The organism is Phreatobacter aquiterrae, assembly GCF_053471285.1.
This window is the reverse complement of sequence record NZ_JBJPHW010000001.1, coordinates 138,552-154,469: the sequence shown is the minus strand read 5'-3', so window position 1 is coordinate 154,469 and position 15,918 is coordinate 138,552. Positions and strand designations below refer to the sequence as shown.

Annotated in this window: 14 protein-coding genes; 7 read left to right on the top strand and 7 right to left on the bottom strand. The window is 68.7% G+C overall.

What is annotated here, in order from left to right; all coding sequences use genetic code 11:
- The 5 genes from ACJ4V0_RS00730 to ACJ4V0_RS00710 form a co-directional block, all read right to left on the bottom strand.
- A complete protein-coding gene (locus tag ACJ4V0_RS00730) occupies positions 1 to 1,182 on the bottom strand; it encodes an ABC transporter substrate-binding protein (protein ID WP_448297624.1) in 1,182 nt (393 codons plus the stop codon).
- Positions 1,183 to 1,237: 55 nt separating this feature from the next.
- Positions 1,238 to 2,281 carry a branched-chain amino acid ABC transporter permease gene (locus ACJ4V0_RS00725; RefSeq protein WP_448297623.1) on the bottom strand — a complete coding sequence of 348 codons (1,044 nt, stop codon included), beginning with the start codon at positions 2,279 to 2,281 and terminating at the stop codon, positions 1,238 to 1,240.
- Between the two features lie 58 nt (positions 2,282 to 2,339).
- A complete protein-coding gene (locus ACJ4V0_RS00720; RefSeq protein ID WP_448297622.1) occupies positions 2,340 to 3,224 on the bottom strand; it encodes a branched-chain amino acid ABC transporter permease in 885 nt (294 codons plus the stop codon).
- Positions 3,224 to 4,036, bottom strand: coding sequence for an ABC transporter ATP-binding protein (locus ACJ4V0_RS00715; protein WP_448297621.1), 813 nt, complete (start codon positions 4,034 to 4,036; stop codon positions 3,224 to 3,226). The genes ACJ4V0_RS00720 and ACJ4V0_RS00715 overlap by 1 nt, the downstream gene beginning before the upstream one ends.
- 230 nt (positions 4,037 to 4,266) lie before the next feature.
- The gene (locus tag ACJ4V0_RS00710; RefSeq protein ID WP_448297620.1) at positions 4,267 to 5,019 is read right to left on the bottom strand and encodes an SDR family NAD(P)-dependent oxidoreductase; all 753 of its coding nucleotides are present in this window, start codon (positions 5,017 to 5,019) and stop codon (positions 4,267 to 4,269) included.
- 232 nt (positions 5,020 to 5,251) lie between these two features.
- Here ACJ4V0_RS00710 and ACJ4V0_RS00705 point away from each other — a divergent pair, with 232 nt between their 5' ends.
- From ACJ4V0_RS00705 to ACJ4V0_RS00675, 7 genes are all read left to right on the top strand, one after another.
- Complete coding sequence (locus tag ACJ4V0_RS00705) at positions 5,252 to 6,307, top strand: DctP family TRAP transporter solute-binding subunit (RefSeq protein ID WP_448297619.1); 1,056 nt, start codon at positions 5,252 to 5,254, stop codon at positions 6,305 to 6,307.
- 70 nt (positions 6,308 to 6,377) lie between these two features.
- On the top strand, positions 6,378 to 6,887 hold the full coding sequence (locus ACJ4V0_RS00700) for a TRAP transporter small permease (RefSeq protein WP_448297618.1): 510 nt from the start codon (positions 6,378 to 6,380) through the stop codon (positions 6,885 to 6,887).
- Complete coding sequence (locus ACJ4V0_RS00695; RefSeq protein ID WP_448297617.1) at positions 6,884 to 8,170, top strand: TRAP transporter large permease; 1,287 nt, start codon at positions 6,884 to 6,886, stop codon at positions 8,168 to 8,170. Before ACJ4V0_RS00700 ends, ACJ4V0_RS00695 begins: the two co-directional genes overlap by 4 nt.
- 139 nt (positions 8,171 to 8,309) lie before the next feature.
- Positions 8,310 to 9,017 (top strand): CoA transferase subunit A, encoded by a 708-nt coding sequence (locus ACJ4V0_RS00690; RefSeq protein ID WP_448297616.1) that lies wholly within the window; start codon positions 8,310 to 8,312, stop codon positions 9,015 to 9,017.
- Positions 9,018 to 9,031: 14 nt separating this feature from the next.
- Positions 9,032 to 9,685: a 3-oxoacid CoA-transferase subunit B gene (locus tag ACJ4V0_RS00685; RefSeq protein WP_448297615.1), complete on the top strand. Its 654-nt coding sequence runs from the start codon at positions 9,032 to 9,034 to the stop codon at positions 9,683 to 9,685.
- Between the two features lie 205 nt (positions 9,686 to 9,890).
- Entirely contained in the window at positions 9,891 to 11,855 is a 1,965-nt protein-coding gene (locus tag ACJ4V0_RS00680) for an AsmA family protein (protein WP_448297614.1), read from the top strand.
- Positions 11,856 to 11,927: 72 nt separating this feature from the next.
- Entirely contained in the window at positions 11,928 to 14,453 is a 2,526-nt protein-coding gene (locus tag ACJ4V0_RS00675; RefSeq protein WP_448297613.1) for a DUF3772 domain-containing protein, read from the top strand.
- Between the two features lie 6 nt (positions 14,454 to 14,459).
- Here the strand turns inward: ACJ4V0_RS00675 and ACJ4V0_RS00670 are convergent, their stop codons facing one another.
- Both ACJ4V0_RS00670 and ACJ4V0_RS00665 read right to left on the bottom strand, forming a co-directional pair.
- Complete coding sequence (locus ACJ4V0_RS00670; protein WP_448297612.1) at positions 14,460 to 15,008, bottom strand: hypothetical protein; 549 nt, start codon at positions 15,006 to 15,008, stop codon at positions 14,460 to 14,462.
- A gap of 82 nt (positions 15,009 to 15,090) precedes the next feature.
- Positions 15,091 to 15,816: an ArsR/SmtB family transcription factor gene (locus tag ACJ4V0_RS00665; RefSeq protein ID WP_448297611.1), complete on the bottom strand. Its 726-nt coding sequence runs from the start codon at positions 15,814 to 15,816 to the stop codon at positions 15,091 to 15,093.
- Between the last annotated feature and the right edge of the window lie 102 nt (positions 15,817 to 15,918).

Sequence of the window (15,918 nt, the reverse complement as noted above, 5' to 3'; positions counted from 1 at the left end):
TCAGGCGGCGGGCGCGATGGTGATCCAGTCGGACGCCGGCTTCAGCATCTTGTCGGCGGCGCTGAACTGATAGACGCGGCCGTGCGGGAAGGAGTTACCGACCATGGAGATCGGCACGCCGAAGACGCCGCCGGTGTCGTAGTTCTTCAGCGCGCGCGCATGCTTCATCATGTTGACCGCGTTCAGCTCCTCGTTGGCGGCGAGAGTGCGGCGCAGCACCTCGATGGCCAGCATGGCGTTGGTCCAGCCCTGGTAATAGGCGTGGGTGCGGGTCTTGCCGACATTGGCGGCGCGAATCGCCTCGATCTGGACGCCCTTGGCGTTCGCATCGAAGTTGTAGCAGGAAACGCCCATGTAGCCGTCGGCGGCGGCGCCGGCGCGGTTCATGAGAACCGTGTCGGTGGAGTAGAAGGTGCCCATGAACTTCGAGGTCATGCCGGCCTGGCGGGCCTGCGCCATGAACTCCGGGATCGGCTGCAGCACGTAGCCGTGGAAGATGACGAAGTCGGGGTTGCGGCGGCGGATCTTCAGCACGTCGCCCGACACGTCGACCGAACCCGGCTGGGTCACGATCTTCTCGACAAGGTTGAGTTCGAGGCGCTTGGCCTCGGCCTCGCCGGCGGCGATCGGGTCACGGCCGAACTCGGTGTCCGAGTGGACGAAGACGACGGAGGCGCCCTTCTTCTGGCTGGCGATGTAGCGCAGCAGCACGCGCATCTGGTCGGAGTAGTTCGGGCCGGGGATCCACTGGTTCGGGAAGGCCTGCGGATTGTCGATCTCGGAGGCGAAGGAGGCGCCGGCCATGACGGTGGTGCCGCGGCGGTTCAGCTCGGGGTTGATGGCCTTCTGGAAGCCGGTGGAGTCGCCGAAGAACACCGGCGTCTGATGCTGCGAGGTGATGCGGGTGAAGATCGCCACGGCGTTGTCGACGCGGTAGCCGGAATCCTCGTTGACGTAGCGGATGCGACGGCCGGCGACGCCGCCGTTCTTGTTGACGAACTCGAAGTGGTCGCGGCCACCCTCGAAGCCCTCGACGCCGGCGAAGGCGAAGACGCCGGACATCGGATTGGCGGCGCCGATGACGAGTTCGGGAGCCTGGGCGAAGGCGCGGCCGCTGGCCGTCGAGACGAGGGCGGCGCCGAGGCCGAGCTGGTGGAATGCACGGCGGGACAGTCGGGTCATGGGTGTCTCCTTGAGGGTGCTGGGCCCGCCTTGGCGGCGGTTATGTCTCTTGGGCTCACGTCCTGAACGGCCAGAGGGCGAAGTAGCGGCGCGTCCTGCGCCACATCTCCGCGAGCCCCATGGGTTCGAAGATGAGGAAGCCGATGATGAGCAGTCCGAAGATGATGTTGCGGATGGGGGCGAGGTAGATCGGCGCATCCGGGAACCAGGGCACGACGCCGGTGGCGGCGAGCTTCAGGAACTCCGGGATGAGGGTCATGAACACGGCGCCGAAGATGCCGCCGATGATGGTTCCGGCACCGCCGACGATGACGGCGGCGAGAAAGAAGATGGAGGCGAGCGCCGGGAAGCTCTCCGGCGTCACGACGCGGAAGAGATAGGCCCACAAGCCGCCCGCGACACCCGCATAGAAGGAGGAGATGGCAAAGCTCATCAGCTTGTACTTGAAGAGCGAGATGCCGATGATCTCCGCGGAGATGTCGCGGTCGCGGATGGCGATGAAGGCGCGCCCGACGCGGGTGCGGAACAGGTTCTTCGCCGCCAGCACCATCACCACGCAGATCGGCATGACCAGCCAGTAGAGACGGTCCGGCGTCGCCAGCTCGATCCCGGCAATGCGGGCGGTCGGGACGTTCAAGCCCCTGAGGCCCCCGGTCACCGGCGTCCAGTTGAGGAAGACGAAGCCGAGGATGACCGAGGCCGCCAGCGTCGCGATGGCGAGATAGAGGCCCTTGATGCGCAGCGAGGGCAGGCCGACGAAATAGCCGATGCCGGCCGCCACCGCGCCGGCCAGGACGAGATTGAGCAGCACCGGCGTGCCGAAGCGGCCGTCGAAGAAGGCGACCGTGTAGGCCCCGACCGCCATGAAGGCGGCGTGGCCGAGGCTGACCTGGCCGGTATAGCCGGTGAGGACGTTGAGGCCGGTGGTGGAGATGACATTGATCATCACCAGCACGGCGAGGAACATCCAGTAGTTGGAGCCGTGCAGCGGATAGAGGACGAGGGCGGCCAGCAGCAGGGCGAACCAGACCGTCTGCGTGTCGGTCTTGAACAGGCCCTGGTCGGCCGCATAGCTCTCCTTGGCGGTGCCGACGCGCATCAGAAGGCCCCCCGCATGCCGTTGCCGGAAAACCGGTTCCCACTTTTCCGCGGCATGCTCAGAGCCTCTCGATCTCGTGGGTGCCGAACAGCCCGTAGGGCCTGACGACCAGCACGACCAGCAGGATGGAGAAGGTGGCGAGGAGCTTGAACTCGCCGCCGAGGAAGCGCCCGACCATCGCCTCGAGCCAGCCGATGAAGAGGCCGGCGATGAGCGCCCCGAGGATCGAATCGAGCCCGCCGACGATCACCACGACGAAGACCGACAGACCGAACAGGCCCATGGCCGAGGAGATGCCGCCGACCGAGCCGACGAGGATGCCGGCGAGCGCGGCGACGACGGCGGCGAGCATCCAGGAGAAGGAGAAGACGCCGGGCACGTCGATGCCGACGGATGAGGCCGCAGCGCGGTCGGTCGCCGTGGCGCGCAGGGCGATGCCGCCGCGCCAGAAGGAGAAGACCGTGATCAGCACCGCCATGGCGGCCGCGGCGATCAGGAAGGAATAGGCCGTCTTCGAGGCGATGAAGGCATCGGCGATGATGATCGGCTGCGAGGGCAGGAACTCCGGCAGGCGGCGCGGCTCGGCCGACCAGATCAGCTCGACGACGCCGATCAGCACCGAGGTGAGGCCGATCGTCACCATGAAGACCGAGACCGGATTGTCCTTCAGCAGGGGACGTATCATGGTCCGCTCGATGAGCCCGCCGATGACCGCGGCCACCGCCAGCGTCAGCGGCACCGAGGCCCAGATCGGCAGGGAAAGCCCCGCCGAAAAGCCGTAGAAGACGAAGGCGCCGATCATCAGCATCTCGCCGATGGCGAGATTGATGACCTTGGTGGCCTTGTAGATGATGACGAAGGCGACCCCGGTGAGCGCCATCAGCGATCCCGTGCCGAGGCCGGCGAGGCTCGTTTCGACGATGTCGACGAATTCCACGGCCATCATGCCACCTCGCCGATCGGCGCGCGCGGCGGTTCCGCTCCGGCGCCGAGATAGGCCTTGATCACATCGGGATTGGCGCGCACTTCCGCAGGCGTGCCGGCGGCGATGCGGCGGCCAAAATTGAGCACGCAGATATGGTCGGAGATGTCCATGACCATGCCCATGTCGTGCTCGACGAGAAGCACCGTCACGCCCCATTCGTCGCGCACGTCGAGGATGGCGCGGGCCATGTCCTCGGTCTCCTCGCGGTTCATGCCGGCGACCGGTTCGTCGAGCATGAGGATGCGCGGCCTCATGGCGAGCGCGCGGGCGAGTTCGACCTTCTTCTGCAAGCCGTAGGGCAGGATCGCCACCGGCACGTTGCGGATATGGTCGAGTTCGAGGAAGTCGATGACGTCGCGCTCGATCTCGGCGCGCAGCTCCATCTCCTCGCGACGCGCCTTGCCCCAGTAGAGGAAGGCGTCGAGCACGCCGGTGGTCAGGTGCGCGTGCCGGCCGAGCTTGATGTTGTCGAGCACGGTCATGCCGCGGAACAGGGCGATGTTCTGGAAGGTGCGGGCAAGGCCGAGCTTGGCGCGGTCGCGCGCGGGCACATTGGTGATGTCCTCGCCGTCCAGCTTCACCGTGCCGGTCTTCGGCCTGTAGAAGCCGGAAATGGAGTTGAAGGCGGAGGTCTTGCCTGCACCGTTAGGGCCGATCAGCGCGGTGATGGAGCCGGGCGCGACGGAGAGATCGATACCGTCGAGCGCCTTCACGCCGCCGAACTGCAGCGACAGATTCTCGACATCGAGACGGGCGGCGGGCGGCCGCACGGGCGCGACCGGATGCAATGGCGACAACGCCAGTTCCTCCCTGGGAGGCGCCGCGCGGCTTCAGCCGTCTTCGACGCCCATGCGTTCCTTGCGGCCGGCCGCAACGGGGCCGGACACGAGCGCAACCTACTCATGAGTACGGCCGGGTCAATGCGGTTTCGCGCGAAACGGGGCCGATTCAGCCCTTCGGCGGATGGCAGGTCGTCGCACCTGCCCGAAAACCGGTCAAATCAGGTGTCGATCCGCGTCAGGCCCGCACCGGCAAAGCCACCATCGGCGGCAATCGCCTGCCCGGTGATGTAGGAGGACTGGCTGTCGTCGAGCAGGAAGGCGACGAGCGAGGCGATCTCGTCCACCGAACCGTAGCGGCGCATCGGCACGTGCTTGACCCAGTGCTCGCGTGTCGCCGGATCATGGATCGCGGCGACCATCGGCGTCTCCACCGGGCCGGGGCAGACGGCGTTGGCGCGGATGCCGAGATGGGCGAGATCGGTGGCCAGCCCCTGCGTCATGTTGATGACGGCGGCCTTCGACGAGCCATAGGCGACGCGCCCCTTGGACCCGCGCACGCCGGAGACCGAGGCGATGGTGACGATCGACCCGCCGCCGGCATCGGCCATGATGCGGGCGGCCGCGCGCGCCGTGATGAAGGTGCCGAGCACGTTGACCGCATGGACCCGCTGGAACAGCTCGACGCTGGTCTCCAGCGCCGGCACGTCGGCGCCGAGGCCGGCCGAGGTGACGACGCCGATGAGCCGCCCGCGGCCCGCCGCCTCGCCGATCCAGGCGTCGACGGCGGCTTCGTCGGTGACGTCGACAGCCGCATAGGTCGCCTTGGCGCCGAGCGTCGTCTCAGCATTGGCGAGCGCCCGGATGTCGCGGTCGCAGACGGCGACATGCCAGCCCCTGGCGACAGCCGCACGCGCCGAGGCGAGGCCTATGCCCGACGCCCCGCCGGTGATCGCGACGATCTTCTTCTCCATGACGTTCCTCCGATGCGCTGTTGTTGCTTGGCCGGCATGGAAGCATCGCGGCAGCGCCGAGTCACCTGCCGCGCCGGGACCGGGCGGACATGGCTGGTCGGCAATACCGAGAGGCGTCGCATGGCCCCCTTGCCAGCCCTGCCGCGCTCGTCCCATGATCCGGCCCCGAACCGGGCCGGAAGACGCCTGGGCGCATGTCGAGAGAAACGCTGTCAGTGGAAGGAGGCGCACCATGTCGGAGCGCAAGATTGAACTCGCCGTCACGCGGCGCATCGCGGTGGCCGGCATCGGCGCCGCCGTCATGGCTCCCTGGGTGTCGAAGGCCCAGACGCTCAAATCGGAATACAAGCTCTCCGTCGTCGGCAATCGCCCGATCGCGCTCTCCGAAGGCGCGTTCCAGTGGGCCGAGATGGTGACGCAGCGCACCAACGGCCGCATCAACGTGAAGGTCTATCCGGGCTCGCAGCTCGTCGGCGGCGACCAGACGCGCGAGCTCGTGGCCATGCGCCAGGGCATCATCGACTTCACGGTGTCGTCGACCATCAATATCTCGCCGCAGGTGCGCGAGATGAACCTGTTCTCGCTGCCCTTCCTGATGCCCAACCACAAGGCCTTCGACGCCATCATCAACGGCGAGGTCGGGCAGGCCCTGTTCAAGGTCATGGAGACGCGCGACGTGGTGCCGCTGGCCTGGGGCGAGAACGGCTTCCGCGAGCTGTCGAACTCCAAGCGCCCGATCCAGAAGCCGGAAGACCTGCGCGGCCTGAAGATCCGCTTCGCGGCCGGCGCCATCTTCGCCGACATCTACAACGGCCTCGGCGCCAATCCGGTGCAGATGTCCTTCGCCGACCTGCAGCCGGCCCTGTCCACCGGCGCCGTCGACGGGCAGGAGAACCCCGTCAACCTGTTCCTCGGCCTGAAGATGGATGCGCTGGCGCAGAAGCACATGACCATCTGGAACTACTGCGTCGACGCCGGCCTCTTCCATGTCGCCAAGCCGGTCTGGGAGAGCTTCTCGGCCGCCGACAAGGAGATCGTCCGCGAGAGCGCCCGCGATGCGGCCAAGGTGCAGATCGGCGCGACGCGCAAGGGCCTCGGCATCCTCGACCCCAACGACAAGTCGTCGCTCGAGGAACTCGCCAAGCGCGGCGTCGCGACCGTCACGCTGACGGCCGAGGAGAAGCGCGCCTTCGCCCGCGCCACCCGCCCGGTCTTCGACAAGTGGGCGGCGCAGGTCGGCGCCGACCTCGTGAAGAAGGCGGAAGCGGCGGCCAACGCCGCGAGCTGATCCCGTCCGGCACACCTTCGACGCAGCCGGCTTTGCGCCGGCTGCGTTCTTCCGTCTGAAAGCCTGAACCTTGCCCGCGAACCTAGATCCCACGGCCAGCCAGCCAGCCCCGAAGACGCGCGTCCCGCTGAAGATCGAGGAGGTGCTGATTGCCGCGGCGATGGCGGCGATGGCGCTGATCACCTTCGGCAACGTCGTGGTGCGCTATCTCACCAATGTCTCCTTCGCCTTCACGGAAGAATATTCCGTGGTGCTGATGGTGGTGGTGACGATGATCGGCTCGTCGCTGGCGGTGGCGGCGGGACGCCATATCCGCATCGGCGTCCTGATCGACGGCATGACGCCGGCCTTGCGACGCCGCTTCGAGATGATCGCGATGATGGCGGTCATCATCTGCTTCGGCATCCTTCTGATCTATGGCGGCAGCCTCGCCTGGGACGAGTATCGCTACGAGGTTCTCTCGCCCGGCCTCGGCAACCCGCAGTGGCTCTACACCGGGGTCATGCCGCTCTTGTCCATCGCCGTCATCGCGCGGGCGATCGGCCGGATCATCCGCCTCTCTCGGGGAGAGGACGCATGACCGGCTTCGTCCTCTTCGCCGCCTTCATCGTCATGCTGGTGGCCGCCGTGCCGGTCGGGATCTCGCTCGGCCTTGCCGGGGCGCTCGCCATCTGGCTCGCCGGGCAGAGCATTCTCGCCATGCCGACCAACGTCTATGCCGGCATTGCGAAATACCCGCTCATCGCCATCCCGATGTTCGTCCTCGTCGGCTCGGTCTTCGACCGTACCGGCGTGGCGCTCAGGCTGGTGCGCTTCGCCACGGCGCTGGTGGGCGCGGGGCGCGGCGCGCTCGCCACCGTCTCCGTGCTCGTCGCCATGGTGATCGGCGGCATCTCGGGGTCTGGACCGGCGACCTCGGCCGCCGTCGGCCAGGTCGTCACCGATTCCATGGTGAAGGACGGCTATCCGCGCGCCTTCATCGCCTCGACGGTCGGCGCGGCGGCCGCCACCGACATCCTCATCCCGCCCTCCATCGCCTTCATCATCTACGCGGTGATGGTGCCGGGCGTCTCCGTGCCGGCGATCTTCGCCGCCGGCATGATTCCCGGCATCCTCGCCGGCGTCGCGATCATCGTGCCGATCCTCATCATCTCCTGGATCAAGGACTTCGGCGGCAAGACCCGCAACAGCGGCGATGCGCTGACCGTCTGGGGCACCTTCAAGGAGGCGATCTGGGGCCTGATGGCGCCCGTGGTCATCCTCGGCGGCATGCGCTCGGGGGCCTTCACGCCGACGGAGGCGGCCGTCATCGCGGTCGCCTATGGCCTGTTCGTCGGTTTCTTCGTCTATCGCACGCTCACCCTGCGCGACCTCTACGAGATGCTGGTGGAGGCGGGCGAACTCTCCGCCGTCATCCTCATCGTCGTGGCACTCGCCTCGGTCTTCGCCTGGTCGATCTCGACGCTGGGCATCGTCCAGCCGATCGCCGACGCCATCGTCGGGCTCGGGCTCGGCGCGACCGGGACCCTGGCGCTGCTGGTGATCCTGCTGGTGGTGGTCGGCATGTTCCTCGACGGCATCTCGATCTACCTGATCCTGCTGCCGATCCTCATCCCCATCGCCAATTCCTTCTCGTGGGACCTCGTCTGGTTCGGCGTCATCCTCACCATGATGATCGCCATCGGCCAGTTCACCCCGCCGGTGGCGGTCAATCTGATGGTCTCCTGCAAGATCGCCCGGGTGCCGATGGAGGCGACCATCCCCTGGGTGATCTGGATGGTGCTGGCGATGACCGTCGCCCTCGCCATGGTCGTGGCGATCCCGGACCTGGCCTTGTGGCTGCCGCGGGTTCTCGGCTACTGACCGGGGGCGCAAGCCAAACCTGACGAGCGGTTCATCCTTGATGCACCGCGGAAAATCCACCATTGTCCGCCGGTCAGTTCCAACCGAATGCGGCAGGCATTCACCCGAGGCCGGTCCGGCCGCAACGAGGCGATTTGCGATGAGTTCGAAGGTCTATTCCTCCGCGACGGAGGCATTGGCGGGTCAGATCAAGGACGGCATGACCATCATGTCCGGCGGCTTCGGCCTCTGCGGCATCCCGGACGTGCTGATCGAGGCGGTGCGCGAGTCGGGCGCGAAGAACCTCACCGTCATCTCCAACAATGCGGGCATCGACGGCGCCGGCCTCGGCATCCTGCTGGAGACCAAGCAGATCGCCAAGATGATCTCCTCCTATGTCGGCGAGAACAAGCTCTTCGCCCAGCAGTTCCTCTCCGGCGAGCTGCAGCTCGAGTTCAATCCACAGGGGACGCTGGCCGAGCGCATCCGCGCCGGCGGCGCCGGAATCCCGGCCTTCTTCACCAAGACCGGCGTCGGCACGGTGATCGCCGAGGGCAAGGAAATCCGCGAGTTCGACGGCGAGACCTATGTGATGGAGCGCGGCCTGTTCGCCGACATCTCGCTGGTCCACGCCTGGAAGGCTGACAAGGAGGGCAATCTCGTCTTCCGCAAGACCGCCCGCAATTTCAACCCGATGATGGCCACCGCCTCGCGCATGACCATCGTCCAGTGCGAGCATCTGGTCGAGGCCGGCGAGATCGACGGCGATGCGATCCACACCCCCGGAATCTACGTGAAGCGCATCGTCCACCTTCCGAATGTGGTCAAGCGCATCGAGCAGCGCACCACCCGCCCGAAAGCGACCTGAGAGGAGACGAGACCATGGCCTGGACCCGTGACCAGATGGCCGCCCGCGCCGCCAAGGAACTGCGCGACGGCTTCTACGTGAACCTCGGCATCGGCATTCCGACGCTCGTCTCCAACCACATTCCCGCCGGCATGAGCGTGCAGCTCCAGTCGGAGAACGGCATGCTGGGCATGGGCCCCTTCCCCTTCGAGGGCGAGGAGGATCCGGACCTCATCAATGCCGGCAAGCAGACCATCACCGAACTGCCGACGACGAGCTATTTCTCCTCGTCGGACAGTTTCGCGATGATCCGCGGCGGCCACATCAACCTGTCCATCCTCGGCGCCATGCAGGTGGCCGAGAACGGCGACCTCGCCAACTGGATGATCCCCGGCAAGATGGTGAAGGGCATGGGCGGCGCGATGGACCTCGTCGCCGGCGTGCAGAAGGTTGTCGTCGTCATGGAGCATTCGGCCAAGGACGGCCCGAAGCTGCTGCACCGCTGCAACCTGCCGCTGACCGGCGCCGGCGTCGTCGATCTCGTCATCACCGATCTCGGCGTCTTCGCCATCGACAAGAAGGGCGGCACGGGCATGACGCTGATCGAGATCGCCGACGGCGTCACCCTCGACGAGATCAGGGCCAATACCGAGGCGAGCTTCAAGGTGACGACGGCGCTCGCCGCCTGATCCGCGCCTCGCGCGTCGATGTGACCGATGGGAGGCCGGCGGCCTCCCATTGTCATTTCCGCACCGCGTCAGGCATGATGTTTCGCCGGTAAGCGGCCATCGAAATGCCACGTCGCACCGTCATGGTCCGGCCTGCTTCTCGATCGTGACCATCATGACCCGCCCGTTCGGGTGCGGGTCCAGCCGGGACCGGAACCCCCCTCACGTGAGCCTCGCTTCATCGATCAAGCGTGTGATGATCATCGCCGGCGCAGCCGCTGTCGCGCTCGGGGGTGTGCTGGCGCTCGTGCCGAAGCTGCTGCCGACCGAAAGCGTGCGGCGCACCGTGGTCGCCGAACTCAGCCAGCGCCTCGGCACCCCGGTCACCATCCGCGGCGACATCGCCATCTCGGTCCTGCCCCAGCTCTCCGTCCGACTCGAAGACGTGCGCTTCGGCGAGGACGAGGCCGGAACCGGCGAGCCGCCGGCCCGGGCCGAGGCGGTCGTCGGCGCACTCCGGCTGTTTCCGCTGCTCGCGGGCACCGTCTCCATCTCCGACTACACCCTTCACCGGCCGCGGATCAGCGTCCGTGTTGCGGCGGACGGCGCCTCCAACTGGGACACGGCCTTCGAGCGCCTGCGCGAGGCGACACGGCAGCGCCAGGCCGGCCTGACGGATTTCCGCGTCACGGAGGGCACCGCGGTCATCGACGACGCCAAGAGCGGCCAGCTCATCGACGTCACCGGGATCGACTTTGCAGTGTCCTGGCCGGGCCGCGACCGGCAGGCCAACGTCTCGGGCAAGCTGGTCGCCAATGGCGAGCAGGTCGAGATCAATGCGATCATAGCCCGGCCCCATGCGCTGTTCGTCGCGGAGCCGACCGGCATCAAGATGCGCTTCGTCTCGACCCCGTTGCGCGGCGGCTTCGAGGGCACGCTGACGAACGGCGACACCCTGACCGGGGCTGGCGCCCTGACCATGGAGGGCCCGTCGCTGCGCAACCTGCTGCGCTGGCTCGGCCAGAACCCCGGCATCGGCCCCTCCTTCGGTCCCTATGCGCTCAAGGGACAGGTGGAGGTGCTGCCCAATTCGCTGGCCTTCACCAAGGTCAACGCCGAGCTCGACGGCAACGTGGCCGACGGCGCACTGACCATCAGCTTCGAGGGCTCGCGGCCACAGATGCGCGGCACCCTCGACGCGGGCCGGGTCGTCGCCACCACCTATTTCCGCGACCTGCACCTTGCGCCCGAGGGCGGGCAGGGCTGGAGCCGGCGGCCCATCGACCTGTCGGCAATCGCCTCGACCGATCTCGACCTGCGTGTCTCCGCCCGCGAACTGGTGATCGGCAGCGCGCAGTTCGGGCGCTCCGCCGCGGCCGTCACGGCGCGCAACGGCCGTCTCACCGTGACGCTCGGCGAGGCCCAGGCCTATGGCGGCGTCCTCAGCGGCGCTCTCGTCGTCTCGCCATCCGGGCCGGACATGGAGGTGAAGGCCTCGCTTACCGTGCAGCGGGCGCAACTCGGCCTCGGTCTCGGCGAGTGGTTCGGCTTCCGCCGGCTCGACGGCACGGCCAACGTCCAGATCGGCATCGAGGCGCGCGGCGACAGCATGGCCTCGCTGGCGCGCACGGCCAACGGCCAGATCTCCCTCACCGCCATCGAGGGGGCCGTCCACGGGTTCAATGCCGAGGGGATCCTGCGCCGCCTGGAACGGCGGCCGCTGTCGATCGCCGGCGCCGACGCCCGATCGGGCCGCACCCCCTACGACCGGATCGCCGCGACGGTGCGAATCGTCGGCGGCGTCGCCACCACGACCGACATGGTGCTCGACGGCCAGGTCGTGCGCGTCAGCATCGAAGGCAGCGCGCAACTGCCCTCGCGCGAACTCGACATGCGCGGCACCGCCACGCTGAAGCGCACGGCCGGGGCCGCGCCGCGGCCGGGCGAGGGCAATTTCGAACTGCCCTTCGTCGTCCAGGGCTCGTGGGACGACCCCTTCATCCTGCCCGATCCGCAGATCCTCATCCGCCGCTCCGGCGCGGCGGCGCCGCTGCGCGACATCACCCGCGACCGCGACGCGCTCAGGGCGGTGCTCGACGCGATCAACCGCCAGGCCGGTTTCGACCCCGAGGCCGTGCCGCCGCCCGTCACCTCCTACGGTCCCTATCCCACCATCCGGCCGCAGCCCTAAGCTGCCCGCGGTCTCGGCGGCCATGCCGTGTCGTGGCATGGTGCAGGGGACGATTCGCCCGCAGAGCACGCCATGTTCCTGAGCCTCCTTCCCGCCCGGACGACCCCGCGACGCGTCCTCTCGCTGGCAGACCGCCTGCGGCCGGTCGTGCTCGCCTTCGCCGCCGCGCTCGCGCTGGCGGTCGCCGGCGCCACGGCGATGGCGCAGACCCCCGAGCCGGCCGCGCCGTCGTCGCAGATAAACGCCGCGGTCGCAGCGCTCGACGCCGCCAGGACGACCCTCGACCAGGCGGAGGCCATGCTGGAGCGGCAGCTCTCCGGCGCCGACCTGACAAACGTCCGCAACCGCCTCGACCCGGTGCGCGAGGCGCTGGTGGCGGCCATCGCCCAGGTCGAGCCGCGCCTTGCCGAAGCCCGCGACCGGCTGAACCAGCTCGGACCCAAGCCGGCGGAGGGCGCACCGGCCGAAACGCCGGAAGCCCGGCAGAGCCGCGAGGAGCAGACCCGCACCGTCGCCGACCTCGACGCCCGCGTGAAGGCCCTGAAGGTGCAGCAGGTGCGGGTCGACCAGCTGGTGGAGCGCATCACCGAGCGCCGCCGGCAACTCTTCGCGGCCCAGCTCTTCGAGCGCTCGGTCCCGGTCGTCGACCCCCGTTTCTGGCTGCAGCTCTCGGACGCCCTGCCGCGGCTGGGGCGCTCGGCGCAGTTTCTCGCTGAGGACTGGTGGCACCACCTCACCGAGGTGGCGGGCCTCAGCCGCATCGCCGTTGCCTTCGGCCTCGGCCTGGTCGCCGCCATCGTACTCTACGTCCTGTACCGGCAGCTGCGACGCTACGGTCTCTACGGAAGCCCCGCCGATGTCCCGGCCTCGCGCCTCGCGCGGGTGAAGGCTGCCATCCGCACGACGTTCGAGCGCGCGCTGGTGCTGCCGGTGCTCGTCGGCATCCCGCTGCTCATCATCCAGAACTTCGATCTGGTTCTGCCACGCGCCCAGCCCATTCCGGTGGCCATCTTCTTCGCCGTGCTGATCATCTCCGTGACGCGCGGGGTGATGCAGGGCGTCATGGCGCCGGGCGCCCCCGCCTACCGGCTCATCGAGCTGCCGGACGCCTTTGCCGAAGCCGTCTTCGCCTCGGTTCGCTGGGCGGCCTGGATCATCGCCGTCGGCCTCGTCGCCCTCGCCTTCGCCCAGGTGATGATCGCACCCCTCGCCGTGACGGTCTTCATCACGAGCCTCACGGCCATCGGCATCGCGGTCGTCATCTTCCTGTTCCTGCGCAACACCACCGAGCGGCAGCAGGACAGCGAGGACGGCGGCGTTCCCGAGACGCAGCCGGCCGCGACGAAGCAGCCCTGGGCCTGGACGCGGCCTGCCCTCTGGGTGGCGCTGACGGCCATCGCCATCGCTCTGGTGGCAGGCTTCACCCCGCTCGCGGCGTTCTTGGCGAGCCGGATCGCGGCGGCGGTCGTCATCGCGGCGGTGACGGTGATGATCCTCGTCTTCCTCGACGCCATCATCGCCGAATGGTTCGGTCCGACCACCGTGCGCGGCCGGTCGCTGTCGGCCGCCATCGGCATCCGCCCGGACCGCCTCGACCTGATCGGGACGTTGTTCGGCGGCTTCCTGCACATCGTCGTGCTGATCGCCTCGGCCCTCGTCGTGTTCGGCCCCTGGGGCTTCGGCGGCGGCAGCGCCTCGCTGGAGGACGCCTTCTTCGGCGTGCGCTTCCGCGAGATCCAGTCGCTGGCCGTCACCCTTGCCGGAGCCGGCCTCGTCCTCGTCATCGGCGCGCTGGCGCTGCGCGCGGTCATGACCTGGTTCCGCGAGAAGGTGCTGCCGCGCACCGGCATGGATTCCGGCCTGCAGAATTCCGTCTCCACCATCGTCGGCTATGCCGGCTTCGCGCTGGTGGCGAGCCTCGGGCTGCGCCAGCTCGGCCTCGACCTCTCCAACATCACCATCATCGCCGGCGCCCTGTCGGTCGGCATCGGCTTCGGCCTGCAGTCCATCGTCCAGAACTTCGTCTCGGGCCTGATCCTGCTCGCCGAACGCCCGATCCGGGTCGGCGATTCCATCGTGGTGAAGGGCGAGGAAGGCCATGTGCGCAAGATCTCGGTGCGCTCCACCGAGATCGAGACCTTCGACCGCGCCACGGTCATCCTGCCGAATGCCGAGCTGATCACCGGCGTCGTGAAGAACTGGACGCTGTCGAACACCCTGAGCCGCATCACCATTCCGGTGCGCGTCGCCTATGATTCCGATCCCGACATGGTGCGCGACCAGATGATGGCGGCGGCCTGCGACAACCGCTTCATCGTGCAGGAACCGCCGCCGCGCGTCCTCCTGATGCGCTTCGGCGATCTCGGTCTGGAATTCGAGCTGCGCGGCGTGGTGACCAACGTGGAATATGCGTTGACGACGCGCAGCGAGCTGCAGCTCGGCATCCTCAGCCGCTTCCGCCAGCACGGCATCATCATCGCGCCGCCGGTGCAGAAGGTGCAGTCGGTGCTGGAGCCGCCCGCTGCCGCGAAGGCCGATCCCGGACCCGCCCCTGCCGCCCCGGCGGAAGCCCCGGCCAGGCCGAAGCCGAAGGCCTGACGCGCCCTAGAACAGGCTGCGGACGGCGTCGCGGGCGCGCACCAGCGTGCCGACCACCCGGTCTTCGTAGGGGAGCCTCGGCAGCGTCACGCCGAGAACCGTCCGGGCCGGCGCGGCGACGGCGGCCGGCGCGATCATCGAGGAGAGTTGCAGCGGTTCGCCGGGCGGCGTCACGGCTTGCGCCGCCGCCGGGCGGGACGTCGCGCAACGCGCTCCGCAGGGCCGCGCCGCGGGCTGGGAGCCGCGGGCCGTCCGCACGGGAGCGCGCGAAGCCACGGGTGTCGCCTCCGGTGTGGGAACCGCGGGGCGGACGAGATCGCGGGGCACGCCGGGGGGCGTCGCCACAGGCCAGACGAAGGCCGCGTCGAAATCGACCGGCGGGGCGACATGCGGCAGGAGTGCTGTGGTAGCGGGCGCCTTCGCGCCCTGGCCGATGGCCGACAGCAGCGGTGGCACGGCGATGGCCGCGCAGGTCGCCGCAACGACCGAGATCGCGATCTGCGCCGCGAGCTTGCGGCCGCCTGCCGCCACCATTCCGATCATGCCACCGCTCACGGCCCGCTCCGCTGTCCGTTCAAACCGGGGGCGATAGTGGCCGCCGGTTTGTGGCGGCAATCCGGACCGAATTGTTGCGATTTCAGCCCCGTACGTAGCCGATTGTTTCCGGCGGGAACTGCGCCGCCGCCTCGCCGAGCCAGCCCCGGAAGGCCTGCTGGCCCGGCGGGGTGACGGCCAGCACCCGGCCGGCCGTCGCCCGCCGCACCCAGCCGCGGGCGATCGCCAGATCGAGCACCGCCTTGCCGAGCGCGCCGCCGAGATGGGCGCGCCTCTCGCTCCAGTCGAGGCAGCGCCGGCACAGCGGACGGCGGGACGTCGCAAGCGCCGTGACGTCGATGCCCTCGGCGACGAAGAAGGCGCGCCCCCTGTCAGTCAGGGCGACGGCATCGCCCTCCACCGCCAGACGGCCGTCGGCGAGACAGGCATCGAACAGCCGCACCGCCCACTCGCCAGCCATATGATCGTAGCAGACGCGGGAGAGGCGCATGGCGGGGTCGCGCGGACCGGTGCGCGTGCGCAGGCGGCCAGTGCGGGCGGCGAGCCCCATCAGCCCCTCCAGAACCTGCGCGACATCCGCTCCGGAGAGGCGGAAGTAGCGATGGCGGCCCTGCGCCTCGCCGATCAGCAGGCCGGCCTCGCGCAGTCTGGCGAGATGACCGCTCGCCGTCTGGGCGGTGACGCCGGCCTCGCGCGCCAGTTCGCCGGCTGTCAGCGCGCGCCCCGACATCAGCGCCGCCAGCATGTTGGCGCGGGCGGGATCGCCGATCAGGGCCGCAATGTCGGCGATCGATGGACCTTCCCTCATGGCGGGGCTCCCCGGTTCATCGCATCAGGCTACAACGGTTGCCGCGACGATGCTTCGGCCTGAACCGAAACATCCGCGCGGCCGCTTCGCCCAGAGTGCGGC